This window comes from Pseudomonas sp. Z4-7 (assembly GCF_051131965.1).
Classification (GTDB): Bacteria; Pseudomonadota; Gammaproteobacteria; order Pseudomonadales; family Pseudomonadaceae; genus Aquipseudomonas.
In genome coordinates, this window is record NZ_CP071642.1 from 6,078,866 (window position 1) to 6,093,558 (window position 14,693).

At 61.0% G+C, this 14,693-nt stretch carries 12 protein-coding genes; 3 read left to right on the forward strand and 9 right to left on the reverse strand.

Translation table 11 applies throughout. The annotated features are described in order from the left end of the window. Nucleotides 1–27: 27 nt before the first annotated feature. Entirely contained in the window at nucleotides 28–1,035 is a 1,008-nt protein-coding gene (locus J3P91_RS27490) for a DUF5924 family protein (protein WP_305497787.1), read from the forward strand. Nucleotides 1,036–1,077: 42 nt separating this feature from the next. Here the strand turns inward: J3P91_RS27490 and J3P91_RS27495 are convergent, their stop codons facing one another. The 5 genes from J3P91_RS27495 to J3P91_RS27515 all read right to left on the reverse strand — a co-directional run bounded on the left by J3P91_RS27495 (nucleotide 1,078) and on the right by J3P91_RS27515 (nucleotide 5,594). Continuing rightward, complete coding sequence (locus J3P91_RS27495) at nucleotides 1,078–2,307, reverse strand: nucleoside recognition domain-containing protein (RefSeq protein WP_305497786.1); 1,230 nt, start codon at nucleotides 2,305–2,307, stop codon at nucleotides 1,078–1,080. A gap of 253 nt (nucleotides 2,308–2,560) precedes the next feature. Continuing rightward, entirely contained in the window at nucleotides 2,561–3,892 is a 1,332-nt protein-coding gene (gltP, locus tag J3P91_RS27500; protein WP_434602321.1) for a glutamate/aspartate:proton symporter GltP, read from the reverse strand. 702 nt (nucleotides 3,893–4,594) lie between these two features. Continuing rightward, nucleotides 4,595–5,059, reverse strand: a complete 465-nt coding sequence (locus tag J3P91_RS27505) for an inhibitor of vertebrate lysozyme family protein (protein ID WP_434602322.1) — start codon at nucleotides 5,057–5,059, stop codon at nucleotides 4,595–4,597. Between the two features lie 2 nt (nucleotides 5,060–5,061). Further along, the gene (locus J3P91_RS27510; RefSeq protein ID WP_003177151.1) at nucleotides 5,062–5,226 is read right to left on the reverse strand and encodes a DUF1328 domain-containing protein; all 165 of its coding nucleotides are present in this window, start codon (nucleotides 5,224–5,226) and stop codon (nucleotides 5,062–5,064) included. An 80-nt stretch (nucleotides 5,227–5,306) separates the two neighbouring features. Then, nucleotides 5,307–5,594 carry a hypothetical protein gene (locus J3P91_RS27515; RefSeq protein WP_434570762.1) on the reverse strand — a complete coding sequence of 96 codons (288 nt, stop codon included), beginning with the start codon at nucleotides 5,592–5,594 and terminating at the stop codon, nucleotides 5,307–5,309. A 436-nt stretch (nucleotides 5,595–6,030) separates the two neighbouring features. Between J3P91_RS27515 and algB the strand changes: the two genes are divergently transcribed. After that, nucleotides 6,031–7,377, forward strand: a complete 1,347-nt coding sequence (gene algB, locus J3P91_RS27520; RefSeq protein WP_434570760.1) for a sigma-54-dependent response regulator transcription factor AlgB — start codon at nucleotides 6,031–6,033, stop codon at nucleotides 7,375–7,377. Nucleotides 7,378–7,387: 10 nt separating this feature from the next. Beyond that, on the forward strand, nucleotides 7,388–9,178 hold the full coding sequence (locus tag J3P91_RS27525; RefSeq protein WP_434570759.1) for an ATP-binding protein: 1,791 nt from the start codon (nucleotides 7,388–7,390) through the stop codon (nucleotides 9,176–9,178). 7 nt (nucleotides 9,179–9,185) lie between these two features. Here the strand turns inward: J3P91_RS27525 and J3P91_RS27530 are convergent, their stop codons facing one another. From J3P91_RS27530 to J3P91_RS27545, 4 genes are all read right to left on the reverse strand, one after another. Then, the gene (locus J3P91_RS27530) at nucleotides 9,186–10,799 is read right to left on the reverse strand and encodes an EAL domain-containing protein (RefSeq protein ID WP_434574327.1); all 1,614 of its coding nucleotides are present in this window, start codon (nucleotides 10,797–10,799) and stop codon (nucleotides 9,186–9,188) included. A gap of 75 nt (nucleotides 10,800–10,874) precedes the next feature. Further along, nucleotides 10,875–11,654, reverse strand: coding sequence for an N-acetylmuramoyl-L-alanine amidase (locus tag J3P91_RS27535; protein ID WP_434602323.1), 780 nt, complete (start codon nucleotides 11,652–11,654; stop codon nucleotides 10,875–10,877). Between the two features lie 97 nt (nucleotides 11,655–11,751). Continuing rightward, on the reverse strand, nucleotides 11,752–13,806 hold the full coding sequence (locus J3P91_RS27540; protein ID WP_434602324.1) for a diguanylate cyclase: 2,055 nt from the start codon (nucleotides 13,804–13,806) through the stop codon (nucleotides 11,752–11,754). Continuing rightward, on the reverse strand, nucleotides 13,803–14,681 hold the full coding sequence (locus J3P91_RS27545; protein WP_434570753.1) for an endonuclease/exonuclease/phosphatase family protein: 879 nt from the start codon (nucleotides 14,679–14,681) through the stop codon (nucleotides 13,803–13,805). Before J3P91_RS27545 ends, J3P91_RS27540 begins: the two co-directional genes overlap by 4 nt. Nucleotides 14,682–14,693 lie beyond the last annotated feature (12 nt).

Here is a 14,693-nt window from a genome sequence, read left to right on the forward strand (position 1 = left end):
TTCCCAAGACTTACTGTGAAACTGCCGATGCCGAACCTGACTCATTTAATCCAGCGCATCCTCGAACTGATGAAGCGCTATCCGGGGGTCATCGCCCTCGGCGGTTTCATTTCCGGGGTCGGCAGTTTCATGCTGGTGGATCGCCAGCAAGGCCTGGCGACCTGGATCGCCATCATGATGCTGGTGAGCTGGCTCTGGCTGATGCTGGAGAACAGCCTGACGCGGCTGTTCACGCGGATCTTCAAACGGGAGATACCCCAGCCGCTGCTGCGTTACGCCACGCAGATGATTCACCAGGAAAGCCTGTTCTTCGTCTTGCCGTTTTTCTTCATCACGACAACCTGGAACAGCAGCCAGCTGCTCTTTACCGGCCTGCTGGCGGCGTCGGCGCTGGTCTCGATCATCGACCCGCTGTACTACAAATGGCTGGCGCCCCGGCGGTGGGCGTTCCTGGCGTTGCACACGCTGACGCTGTTCGCAGCGCTGCTCACTGCGCTGCCGGTGATCCTGCACCTGACCACTGACCAGAGTTTCAAGCTGGCACTGGGCATCGCCATGCTGCTGTCGTTCCCGAGCCTGGCCTCGATCTTCCCGATCCGCACCGTGCGCAACGCGCTGGCGATTCTGTGCATCACCCTGGGCATCGGCGCCGCCGGCTGGGTGCTGCGCTCCTGGGTTCCACCGGCCACGCTCTGGATGACCGAAGTGGCAATCAGTACCCAGCTGGAAGACCGCACGCCTGGCGCCAGCCTCAAGGAAGTCAGCGCGGCCCAGATCCGTGGTAACGGCCTGTACGCCTACACCGCCATCAACGCACCGCGCGGGCTCGATGAGCGGATCTACCACGTCTGGCAGTTCAACGGCAAAGAGGTGGACCGCATCGCTCTGGACATCCATGGCGGACGCAAGGAAGGCTATCGCGCCTGGACCCACAAGCAGAACTTCCCGGACAACCCGACGGGAAAATGGCAAGTGCGGATACTCACCGAAAATGGCCAGATGATTGGTGTGTTGAGGTTCGAGGTGAAGGACTGAAGGTCCTGCGGACCTTATCGCGAGCAGGCTCGCTCCTACAGATCAGCCAAAGAACCAGTAGCAGACGCCGATGGCCGCTATCACCCCGGCCAGCTCGGCCAGCAGGGCGCAACCCACCGCGTGGCGGGCTCGCTGGATGCCCACGGCGCCGAAATACACCGCCAGCACGTAGAACGTGGTTTCGGTGCTGCCCTGGATGGTCGCCGCCACCAGGGCCGGGAAGCTGTCCACCCCGGAGGTCTTCATGGTTTCAATCAGCATCGCCCGGGCGGCGCTGCCGGAGAACGGCTTGACCATGGCGGTGGGCAAGGCGTCGACGAAACGCGTGTCCAGGCCGGCCCACTGCACCAGATGGCGGATACCGTCCAGGCCGAAATCCAGCGCCCCCGAAGCCCGCAGCACACCGACAGCGCAGAGCATCGCCACCAGATACGGCAGCAGCGTCTTGGCGACGTCGAATCCCTCTTTGGCGCCTTCGACAAAGGCCTCATACACTTTGACCTTGCGCAGCGCACCCACCACCAGAAACAGGATGATCAGGCTAAACAGCGTCAAGTTGCCGAGAATCGATGAGAGCCCCGCCAGCGCCGTGGCCGAGAGTGTCGCCAGCAACGCCATGAAACCACCCAACACCAGCGCGCCCGGGATCAGATAGGCCAGTACCACCGGATCCCACAAGCGCAGCCGTTGCATGAACGCCACGGACAACAGCCCCACCAGGGTCGAGGCGCTGGTGGCGAGCAGGATCGGCAGGAACACCAGGGTCGGGTCCGGCGCGCCTTGCTGGGCGCGGTACATGAAAATCGTTACCGGCAGCAGTGTCAGTGACGATGCGTTGAGCACCAGGAACAGGATCTGCGCGTTGCTGGCGATGGTCGGGCTCGGGTTGAGGTCTTGCAGGGCGCGCATGGCCTTCAAGCCGATCGGGGTGGCCGCGTTGTCCAGCCCCAGGCCGTTGGCCGCGAAGTTGAGGGTGATCAGGCCGATGGCCGGATGGCCAGCCGGGACTTCCGGCATCAAGCGCAGGAACAGCGGGCCGAGGGCCTTGGCCAGCCAATCGACTATGCCGGCTTTTTCCGCGATGCGCAGGAAGCCCAGCCACAGCGTCAAAGTGCCGAACAGCAGGACCATCACCTCCACCGACAGCTTGGCCATGGCGAAAATGCTTTCCACCATGGCTGCGAAAATACCGGCGTTGCCGCCGACCAGCCACTGCACCAGCGCCGACACGGCTGCCACGATAAAGAAGCCAAGCCACAGGCCATTGAGCATCGGTAAGTCCCCCGGAAGATGCGGCGAATGATAGCGGGGCCGGCAGAAACGACAAACCCCGGATTTCTCCGGGGTCTGGTTGGCACTGCACAGGAGGTCCTGTGGGAGCGAGCTTGCTCGCGATGGCGGTGTGTCAAGCAACTTTAATTTTGACTGAACTGACGCTATCGCGAGCAAGCTCGCTCCCACAATGACCGTGGCTGTTCAGGCAGCGTTGCTACTGGCCCAAACTCCCACATTTGATTTTCAGTAATCAGCGGCTGGAAGTTTCCCCCGACGGCAGCGGCTCCTTGCTGCGCCAGTGCGGCAGGGAGTTCCAGTAGCGCTGGCCCTTGGCATCGTCGTACATGCCTTCCCAGCGGGAAATGACCAGCACGGCCAAGGCGTTGCCGATAACGTTCAGCGCGGTACGGGCCATGTCCATGATGCGGTCGACGCCGGCAATGAACGCCAGGCCTTCCAGCGGAATACCCACGCTGCCGAGTGTCGCCAGCAGAACCACGAAGGAGACGCCCGGCACGCCGGCGATGCCTTTGGAGGTGACCATCAGGGTCAGCACCAGCAGCAACTGCTGGCTGATCGACAGGTCGATGCCATACAACTGCGCGATGAAAATCGCCGCGATGCTCTGGTACAACGTCGAGCCATCGAGGTTGAACGAGTATCCGGTAGGAACCACAAAGCTGCAGATGGCTTTCGGCGCGCCGTACGCTTCCATCTTCTCGATAACGCGCGGCAGCACGGTTTCGGAACTGGCGGTGGAATAAGCCAGCACCAGCTCATCCTTGAAGATGCGCATCAGCTTGATCACCGAAAAGCCGAACAAGCGCGCAATCAGGCCCAGCATCACAAAAGCGAAGAAGGCGATGGCGACGTAAACCAGGATCACCAGTTTCGCCAATGGCAGCAGGGAGGCGAAACCGAAGTTGGCGACCGTCACCGCGATCAGCGCGAACACGCCGATCGGGGCGTAATTCATGATCATGTGAGTGACCTTGAACATGCTCTCCGACACGCCCTGGAACATCTTCACCAGCGGGTCCCGCAGATCCGCTTGCAAGCTCGACAAACCGAGGCCGAACAGGACGGAGAAGAAAATGATCGGCAGCATCTCGCCGCGGGCAACCGCCGCGAAGATGTTCGACGGAATCAGGTTGAGGATGGTCTCGATGAACGCATGTTCATGCTGGACTTCGGCGGCGGTGGCCTGGTACTTGGAAATATCCACCGTGCCCAGGGTGCTCATGTCGATGCCGCTGCCCGGCTGGAAGAAGTTGGCCAGCAACAGGCCAACGACGATGGCAATGGTAGTGACGATTTCGAAGTACACAATCGTCTTGAAGCCGATGCGCCCCAGTTTCTTGGCGTCACCCACGCCAGCAATACCGACGATCAGCGAAGAAATCACGATCGGTATCACGATCATCTTGATCAGACGGATAAAGATATCGCCCGCCGGTTGCAGCACATTGCTGATCCACCAGGCCTTCTCGGCACTGAAGTGGTTGAGCAGCGCACCGATTGCAATCCCGAGCACCAGACCGATGAGGATCTGCCAGGCGAGGCTTAGTCGTGCCTTCTTCATATCATTACCCTTACTTCAGTTTGACTCGGGCAGTGACATGAACCGATCAGCGTAGACGATCGCAATTCGTGTCCTCTGCCCCCGTATAAGGTTGCGCCGAGCGGCCACGGCGGCTCACTGGCAGGCGAAAAAAGGCGCAACTATTGCGATGCAAGGGGGGATCGTCTAATGCCGTAAACGCCTACCCTATGCCGAATCGGCATGAGATTACGCGAGTGAAACGCACGTCCCAGCCGGTTCGAAGACGCCATTTATGCGGGTATAACTGCCGTAGCCCGGCCATTTCAGCGTAGCCGGGCTCAACCTGGCTTGCGCGAAAGGGCGATGAAAGGACAGCGCATTGAGCCTGCGTTGATCATGAAAACGCCATGGGCGCTCTCCGATATACGGTCAGGTATCAGTGAAGAAAGGAATTTGGCGAGGCAATACGCCGCAACACATGCGAGGACTCTCGCGGCAAGGAAGCAACCGCTCTGGCACAAGGCTCAGCGGCTAAAGCTCTTCGCAAGTTCGCTAAAGCCAAGATGGCTTTGCGAACTTGCGTCGCAGCTTTTTACCTGACCCGGCCCTTTCGCAGGCACCCCTTGTGCCCGTAGGTCACTCCGACCTTCAATGGTCAGAACGTCCCAGCCCCCTGGTCATGCGACGGCCCTCTTCGGGCCTCGCAGAAAGAAAGACATGGCTGTCTTCCTTGTTTTCAAGTCAGTACCAATTCGGATCTTTCTTGAGCTGTTCCATCAACATTTCCTGCATACCTTCGTCGGGGTTGCCGAGAAAGCGGTAGTCCGCATGGCGAGTTGGCGACTTGTCGGCCGGCAGTCCGGCGGGGACCTCTACCAACAATGCATAGGCCTCGTCCTTGTCGAAGCTGAAGGCAACGAACAGGCGCTTGCTGCGGCAGGTATCCTGGGTCTCGCACAAGGGGCCGACCAGATATTTATCGCCGTCCTCCTCGACCGCGTTCATCTGCTCGGAAACACCGGTCAGGTTCATGACCCACTCCGGCAGACGCTCCTCCTTTTTCACCACTTGCTGCCAGGTCTCACGGTACTGCGGATCCGCCTGAAGCACTTGGTTGACCCGCATCTGTCCATCATTGGCAGCCATTGCCATGGCGCTGCCGCCCAGAAGCAGGGCGGCGGCCAGTCCTTTTAATGACCGATTCATGGTCAGCCTCGGCCGCGACGGCCAAAGAAGAACGAAGCGATGAACATGACCAGGAACACGACAAAGAGAATCTTGGCGATGCCCGTGGCGGTGCCCGCGATACCACCGAAGCCCAGTACTGCAGCAATGATGGCAATGATCAGGAAGGTAATTGCCCAGCTCAACATGATGATTCTCCTTACACTTTTCTATTTAGTTAGGGTCTGGCGGTAATGGTTCCGACACAACGGACAGCCGGTTCGGCGGGTCAGAAGACCCAGCGTTCTTCACGGGGCATGTCGTTGGCGGTCTGCGCCTGGTCAACTTCCATCATGCGCATCGAAGCGGCTGCATCGGCGAGGTTGCTGACGGAAGTGAAATGGGTCTGGGGAGCTCGTTGAACCGATACCAGCGGCGCTTCCGGCTGTTGGCTTTCGTGCCAGAGCATTAATTGCTGACCGGCCACGAGAGTAATCAACAGGGCGACGACAGCCCACAGGCCCTGCTGGATATGCAGGGGGCTGATGCGAAATTGGGCGGCACATTGACGATTCATCCTGGAATTCCTCCCCACCCTAGCGGTGATCTGGTTGAGGCGCTCAAACGCCACGTTGACTAGGACATTGCAGCCGCCGTGCCAGAAATAAAGTGCACATTAAAACCTTTAAAATCAATTGGTTATGAACAGAATAAAAACTAGCCGGGGCGCATCCTGCACGATGGCCCAGCCAAGTGTCGTGCGTTCTGCACGACTACCCACAGAAGAGGCGTAAGATTCTTTTTGAATTGAAAGTCGGAAATAGATGTCGGAATGAGCGAGCCGAAACGTATGAAGCCCGGAGGCGGGGAAAAACCGGTTTAAAATCAGTTTGTTGTGAACCGATGGTCCACAGACGTACGCTCGATGGGTAATATTCAGTCAGAATCGACCATGCAACTTGCCCGATTTTTCTGACACTAATCATCATCATTCTTTAAGGAGCGTAGGAAAAATGGAATCCGCCACTGAGCATCAAGGCCGCATTCTGCTGGTAGACGATGAGTCCGCCATCCTGCGTACCTTCCGTTATTGCCTGGAAGACGAAGGCTATACCGTCGCTACCGCCAACAGCGCAGCCCAGGCCGAAGCCCTGCTGCAGCGCCAGGTGTTCGACCTGTGTTTTCTGGATCTGCGCCTGGGTGAGGACAATGGCCTCGATGTGTTGGCGCAGATGCGCATCCAGGCGCCATGGATGCGCGTCGTCATTGTTACCGCGCATTCCGCGGTGGACACCGCCGTCGACGCGATTCAGGCCGGCGCCGCTGATTATCTGGTCAAGCCGTGCAGCCCTGACCAACTGCGCCTGGCAACGGCCAAGCAGTTGGAAGTGCGCCAGCTGTCCGCCCGGCTCGAAGCCCTCGAAGGCGAGGTGCGCAAGCCCAAGGATGGGCTCGACTCCCACAGTCCGGCAATGAAAGTGGTGCTGGAAACCGCCCGCCAGGTCGCCAGCACTGACGCCAACATCCTTATTCTTGGCGAGTCCGGCACGGGTAAAGGCGAGTTGGCGCGGGCCATTCATGGCTGGAGCAAACGCGCGAAGAAATCTTGCGTCACCATCAACTGCCCCTCGCTGACCACCGAGCTGATGGAGAGCGAACTGTTCGGCCACAGCCGTGGCGCATTTACCGGCGCCAGCGAAAGCACCCTGGGGCGCGTCAACCAGGCCGATGGCGGCACGCTGTTTCTCGACGAGATCGGCGACTTTCCCCTCACACTGCAACCCAAGTTGTTGCGCTTCATTCAGGACAAGGAATACGAGCGAGTGGGTGACCCGGTCACTCGCCGTGCCGATGTGCGGATTCTCGCGGCGACCAACCTCAACCTCGAGGACATGGTGCGCGACGGGCGTTTTCGCGAGGACCTGCTGTATCGCCTGAACGTGATTACCCTGCACCTGCCGCCATTGCGCGAGCGGGCCGAAGATATCCTGACCCTTGCCGATCGCTTCCTGGCGCGCTTCGTCAAGGAATACGCACGCCCGGCCCGGGGTTTCAGCGATGAGGCCCGCGAAGCGCTGCTGGGCTATCGCTGGCCCGGCAACATCCGCGAACTGCGCAACGTGGTCGAGCGCGCCAGCATCATCTGCCCACAGGAAAAAGTCGAGATCAGCCATTTGGGCATGGCCGAACAACCGGTCAACAACGCCCCGCGGATCGGCGCGGCGCTGAGCCTCGACGAGTTGGAGAAAGCCCACATCGGCGCAGTGCTGGCCACCGCCGACACGCTGGACCAGGCGGCAAAGACCCTGGGTATCGACGCCTCCACGTTGTATCGCAAACGCAAGCAATACAACTTATGAGCGCCATCTTATGAAACTGGCGATGAAGCTGCGCACACGGCTGTTTCTCAGTATCTCGGCACTGATTACCGTGGCGTTGCTGGGGCTGCTGCTCGGCCTGGTCAGCGTCATGCAGATGGCCAATACCCAGGAACAATCGGTGCGTGACAACTTCTTCCTGCTGGACCTGGGCCTCAAGCTGCGCCAGACACTGGGTGATCAATTAATGATCATGCTGGAGGAAAAGCCCGACCTGACAGTGCTGGAACAATCCAAACGGCAGTATTTCGAGTTGTTGGATGAAGGCATTGCCCATGAGGAGCAACTGGCTGAATCGACCACCAGCTTCAGTCGCGCGAAAGCCGACTACCTCAATTTCCTCGAGGCCTTCGAGGCCTCTCGTCGGCAACCGACACAACTGACTGGCATCCAGGACCTGACGCAAAAATTCAACGTGCTGCGCGGAGGGTTGATCGAAGGCTACCGCCATGCCCTGAACAAGATCAGCGAAACCCAGGACCGCGCCCGCGCCCGCGCGTTGCTGATTTCCGGCCTGCTGGGGTTGGTGGGATTGGCTGTGCTGATCATCGGTTTCATTACCGCCCACGGCATCGCCCGACGTTTCGGTGCGCCGATCGAGGCCCTGGCCGCGGCGGCGGATGATATCGGCCAAGGCAATTTCGAAGTGACATTGCCGGTTTCCTCGGCGGCTGAACTGAACCTGCTGACGCGTCGCTTCGGCATCATGGCCCAGGCATTACGGGAGCATCAGGCCACCAATGTCGACGAACTGCTCGCCGGCCAGCAGCGCCTGCAAGCCGTCCTTGACAGCATCGACGACGGCTTGCTGATGATCGACCGCCAGGGCCGCCTGGAACACCTCAACCCGGTGGCCCAGCGTCAACTGGGCTGGGACGAGGAGCGCCTGGGCCAGGGCTTGGGCGAGGCCCTTGGACGCGTCGAGCTGGATGAAGAGCTGCAACTGGTACTGCGCGGTGGCAGCCAGGAGCGCGCACCGGACGACTTGAGCATCGAAGTGGATGGAGAGTCCCGGGTGCTGACTTACAGCCTCACGCCCGTCATCCATACCCAGGGCCAGATTCTCGGCGCAGTGATGATTCTGCACGACGTCACTGAACAACGCGCCTTCGAACGGGTACGCAGCGAGTTTGTCTTGCGTGCATCCCACGAGTTGCGCACACCGGTGACAGGCATGCACATGGCGTTCGGGTTACTGCAGGAACGCATGCACTTTCCCGAAGATTCACGCGAGGCGGACCTGCTCAACACCGTCAACGAAGAAATGCAGCGGCTGATGCAGCTCATCAACGACCTGCTGAATTTTTCTCGCTACCAGAATGGCCTGCAAAAGCTCACCCTGGCGCCTTGCTCCATCGAAGACCTGCTGGAAACGGCCAGGATGCGCTTTACCAGGCAAGCGCAAGAGAAGGGCATCGAGCTCCTCGTGGAGATCCAGGGCCCCTTGCCGCGCCTGCACGCCGATGCCGCGCAACTGGACCGGGTCCTGGACAACCTGATCGACAACGCGATGCGCCACACCAACGGCGACGGCCAGATCCGCCTGCAGGCCCGGCGCCACGGCGAGCGGGTGATCATCAGCGTCGAAGATAATGGCGAGGGCATTGCCTACGGCCAGCAAGGACGCATCTTCGAGCCCTTCGTCCAGGTCGGGCGCAAGAAGGGCGGCGCCGGCCTCGGTCTGGCGCTGTGCAAGGAAATCGTCCAGCTTCATGGTGGACGCATGGGCGTTTATTCCAGACCAGGGCAGGGCACTCAGTTCTATATGGCCCTGACCGTCTGAGGAGCCATCAGGCTTCGTCGTCCAGGCGCCGTCCAAGCAGGCGCCGCCCGCGTGTAATCAATTCGATAAGCTGCACCGCGCTGAGCGCATGGGCGAACAACCAGCCCTGGCCGAACTTCACGCCTTCACTGCTCAGGTAGGACGCCTGGGCCTCATGCTCGATGCCTTCGGCGATCACCTTGAGTTCCAGGGCGTGGGCCATGCGGATGATGTGCGGGGCCACGCCACTGCTGGCGGCGTCATGACCCAGCGCATCGACGAAGGCCTTGTCGATTTTCAGGCAATCAACCGGCAGCGTTTGCAGATAGGCGAGGCTGCAATAGCCGGTGCCGAAGTCATCGATCAGCACCTGATGCCCGACATCGCGCAGCGATTGCAAATTATCCCTCGCAACCAGCACATCAACCAGGCCGCGCTCGGTCACTTCAAACGCTATCTGGCGCGCCGACACCCGATGCAGCGCCAACAAGCGGGCAATCACCTCGCCGATGCGAGGCACCATCACGTCACACGCCGCCAGGTTCACCGAGATATACAGGTGCGGGTTGGCCCGTAACAGCTGGCCCAACTGGTCGAACAGCCGCTGCAGGACGAAATCGGTGATCTGGCGTATCTGCCCGGTATTTTCCGCCATCGGGATGAACAGGTCCGGACTGGTCAGCGTGCCGTCCGGCCGCCGCCAGCGCAGCAGCGCTTCGGCACCGACGCAGTTGCGGCTGTGCAGATCGAAGATCGGCTGGTACAAGACCTGCAACTCACCTCGCCGGATAGCCCCGTGCAACTCGGCATCCATGGACTGGCGCTGGCGCACCAGCAGGAAGACCTGGAAGCCGATCCCCAGCCCCAGCATCAGGCTGATGGGCAACATCCACCAGGCATTGGCCGGAATGCGCAGGCCGTTGCGCGGTGCAATGAGCACCAGTTGGTACTCCGGATTGTCGGTCGGCATCCGATAGATCAGCCGGGTCTGGGTCACTTGCAGAGACTGTTGGCTTTTCAGTGGCCAAGGCTCTGTCGGAGGCCAACGCTGCGCGCTGCCCAGCACCGGAATCGCCCGCTCACCATGATCCAGGACCACCAGCAGGCTGCTGCCGGGCGGCAGGTCGACCACATCGGTCAGGTGCCCGCGGGACGTGGCGACACGGAAATTGCCGCGCCCCAACATCAACGCCGCGCGGTTCTCGTCGGGCTCGGTGGTGGTGTTGAGCCAGTAGCTGTAGGCCGGGCCGCGCAAATCGGGCGGACGCACCAACGACATACCGCTCTGGCGCGGACGATTCGAGCAGACACCGTTGGCATCCAGATAAGCCGCCTCATAGACAAAGCGGTAGTTGAAGCTCACCTGCTGCAACGTGGCGATCATGTCGTCGTTGCAGCCGCGCAGCGGTTGCGCCTGCAAATCGTCGAGACTCTCGCGCAACTGCCCGAAAAGCTGTTCCAGCCGCTGCAGGAAACGCTCGCCCTGGGCATTCATCTGCTCGCTTTCACGCTGCTGTATCTGCTGCATCACTACAAACAGGCTCCCGGCCAACAGCAGCACCGTACTCAGGGCAGCCGCCATCATCGCCAGGAAAATAGGGCGATGGAGCCAACTCTGCAGGGTTTCGCGTGCAGCCGTCATCATCGGTAATCCGAAAGTTACCAATGAGTTATAGCTGCTGTTTTGGATTCGGCCCGATCAGTCGGACGAGCGTCATTATTTTGTCTGGTTAAGCACCTGCAAAATCGCCGCACTTTGGGCGTCCGGCGCGCCGTCGAAACGGCTTGGCCGGTAGCGCATCTGGAAGGCGGCCAATACCTGATGCGTGGCGACGTCCCACTCGCCGGTCCGTGGCGTCGGGTAGCCAAGGCGGGCCAGTTCAGCCTGGAACCAGCTGGCGCTGGGCAGTTGTCCCGCATAAGCCGTCTGCTGACGCGCGACAGCCCCTTCGTCCGGCCAGACACCCAGGCCCGCTTGCGCCAGGCGTTTCCAGGGAAACAGCGGCCCGGGGTCCAGCTTACGCATGGGGGCAATGTCGCTGTGGCCAATGATATTGACCGGATTGATCCCGTTACGACGGGTGATGTCCTTGAGCAGGACAATCAACGATTGCACCTGGGCTTCGCTGTAGGGGTACCAACGACGTCCTTCAGGCGTGTCGACATAGCCCTGATTGACGATTTCGATGCCGATGGAACTGGAGTTGAGCCAGGTTCGGCCCTGCCATTCGCTTTCCCCGGCATGCCAGGCGCGCCGGCTTTCATCCACCAGGTGGTAGATGGTGGCGTCCTTATCGTCGCCGATCAGGTAATGGGCGCTGACTTCGCCATGGGTCAGCAGGGCCAGGGAGCGTTCCAGGGAGGCGGAGGTGTAATGAACCACGACAAACTGGATGCGGCTGTCGTGGTTGACGGAAGGATGGCTGGTATCGAGCCGAGGGCCGCTGGCGCATCCGGCCAAGGCAATCAACGAAAGAATGATCGGGAAAAATTTCATGGCGAGGACATGCCCGAAGAAAATAATGCAACAGTGTAACGTATCGCCCAGCAATGATCCGACCGGGAATTGGATATCACAAAAAGGAAGTTGCGCCTTAGCCCAACTCCACCCGGTTGCGTCCCGCGCTTTTAGCCCGATATAGCGCCTGATCGGCTCTTTTCAGCACCAGATCGCTGTGTTCGCCCGGCTTGAACGCGGTCATTCCCATGGATACCGTGACCGTGACCGGCTCGCCCTTGAAGTGGAACGGACAGGCTTCGATGGCGGCGCGCAAGGCCTCGGCCAGCTTGGCGCCTGCGGCCAGCGACGTGTCTGGCACCAGCAGGACAAATTCCTCACCGCCAAAACGGGCAATGAAATCACTGCCGCGCACGCGCTTGCGCAGTACCGAGGCAATCAGCTTGAGCACTCGGTCACCGGCCAGATGACCGTAGTTGTCGTTGATCCGCTTGAAATGATCGAGGTCGAGCATGGCGATCAACAGACTGTTGCCGTGCCGCTGCCACTGCTCGACCTCATGTTCGAGACGCTCGGTCCAGGCGGCACGGTTGGGCAGCCCGGTGAGCGGATCGATGAGCGCTTTTTGCCGTTGCTCTTCCAGGTTCTCCCGGACAATCAGGGCGTCCTGTTCCATCAGTGCAACGCGCTCGGCGAGGCTTTTCAGACGGGCTGAAACTTCCTTCTCACGCTGGTCACGCTGCTTCTGATGCTGATCCATCGTGCCGATCAGGCCTTCGAGATGATTCTCCAGTACCTGCTTGAGGCCTTCCAGGTCGTCGGCTTGCTGCACGCTGCTCTGCAAGCCATCCACCTGCTCGCGAATCTGGTTGTTCATTTCCCTGGAGGCGGACAGGTTATCGGCGTGGTCCTCGCTGGCGGCCTGCAACGTGCTCTGGAATGATTCCAGCCGATCGTTGAGTCGCTGCAGATACGCTTCGAATTCATGCTGGCCGCTGTCGGTGATCGCCAGCATGAGGACCGCCAGATCGTCGAGGATCGGCAGCAATTCGTACCAGTTCAAGCCGTTTCGCAGGCGCTCGCGCATGGCCTCGGCTTGCGGACGGTGGCGCTCGGGCAGCGTCAGGTCGCCCAGCAGGCCCAGCAAGGTATCTTCGATATGCCTGGCGACCGAGCTGTAGGACGGTTCGGGGGAGTCGGGCAGGGCGTAGTGGGTCTCATCGGGATCAGCGGATGCCTCAAGCGCCACAGGTTCGGCGGGTTCCGCAGGGGCGATCGGTGCCTCATCGAGCGGCGGTTCACCCGGCGTCAGTTCGTCGGGATTGTCGAGCGCCGGTACCGGTTCGGCGGGCTCAGGGTCGATCGGTGCCGGCTCGGCGGTCGGCTGGGCAACAGAGGCAACCGATGTTGGCACGGACGCCGGGGCAGGCTCGTCGACCGGAGCATGGGACTCAACCGGCGCTGGCGGCGCATCTGGTGTGGGGGCGTGCTCGACCAGCGGTTCAGGTTCAGGTTCAGATTCAGGTTCAGGTTCAAGTGCAGGTGCAGGTGCAGGTGCGGCGGAGGGCGCTTCGGCTGTCGGCTCGGCAGAAGCCGAAATAACCGCCTTCGGCTCAGGCGTAGCGCCGGGTTGGGCAGGCTCGGGCGACGGTAGCGGCTCTTCATGGCCATGGCCGCCGAACAATCGTTGCAGCAGACCCGGACGGCTCGGCTCGTCGGGCGCGTCCAGCGCGCCCAGCGCCTTGCCCTGCAGGCTGCTCAGCTCGCTGAGCAGCAACGGGATTTCCCGGGCCTGGCCAACCCGGGTCTCCAGTTGCTTGGAAAACTTCTTCAGGGGCCGGCTGACGTCCTTCGGCAGCGGCAGCTTTTGCAATTGGACGACCAGGGCGGTCAACGCGGCGCTCATCTGTTCTACCCGGGTCTCGCGGCGCTGCTCGGAATCGAGTACGGCTTTTTCCAGGCGCGGCAGCAGGGCGGCGAGGGCGGCGTCCATGTCATCGGTGCGCACCACTTCGCGCATCTCTTTCATGCACTGGTCTACCGCGCGATCGGTGCCTTCGGCGGCCAGGGTGCTGCGCACCAGGCCACGACGCAGCAGGTCGAGCCGGGCGTCCCAGCGACGCTCGAGCTTTTCCTGTTGCTCGATGCTCTTGAGGTACTTCTCTCTCCAGCGTTCGGCGTCGTCGCTCATTCATCGGATCCGCGAGGGGCAGGACTCAGCGCGGGAAATGCATCGGCCGTGAGCGAACCCGGCAAACGTATTTCGACCGCGACCGGCAGGTGATCGGAAATGGGCTGGGCCAACACTTCGAACCGTTCGAGGGCCAAGGTAGGGCTCAGCAGGATATGGTCCAGGCAGCGCTGGGGGCGCCAGCTGGGAAACGTGGCTTCCAGTTGTGGGGCCAACAGGCCAAGGTCGCGCAGCGGTGAGGTCTGCAACAGGTCATTGGCATGGGTATTCATGTCGCCCATGAGGATTTGGTGCTTGTAGCCGCCAATCAACTCACGAATGTAGGCCAGTTGCATGGTTCGGGTCCGAGCCCCGAGAGCCAGGTGCATCATCACCACTACCAGCGCCTCCGGACCCTCGCCGAAACGCGCCAGGATCGCTCCGCGCCCCTTGGGGCCCGGCAACGGGTGATCCTCGATCGCCCAAGGCCGCAGACGACTCAGCACGCCATTGCTGTGCTGGCCGAGACGACCGAGGTTGCGATTGAGTTGCTGGTACCAATAAGGAAACGCGCCCAGCTGGGCGAGGTGTTCGACCTGATTGACGTAGCCGGAGCGCAGGCTGCCGCCGTCGGCTTCCTGCAAAGCGACCAGGTCGAAATCCTTCAGCAGGTCGCCGATCTTCTGCAGGTTGCCGGCTCGCCCGGTGTGCGGCAGCAGGTGTTGCCAGCCCCGGGTCAGATAGTGCCGGTAGCGCTCGGTGCTGATGCCCACCTGGATGTTGAAGCTGAGCAACCGCAGGCGATTGTCGGCGGGCAGGCCCGTGGACGTGACGTGATGCTCATTGACCTGCGGTTCATGCAGGCCAACGATGCGTTCGGTACTCCAGCGGGCCATGGACGTGGCCGC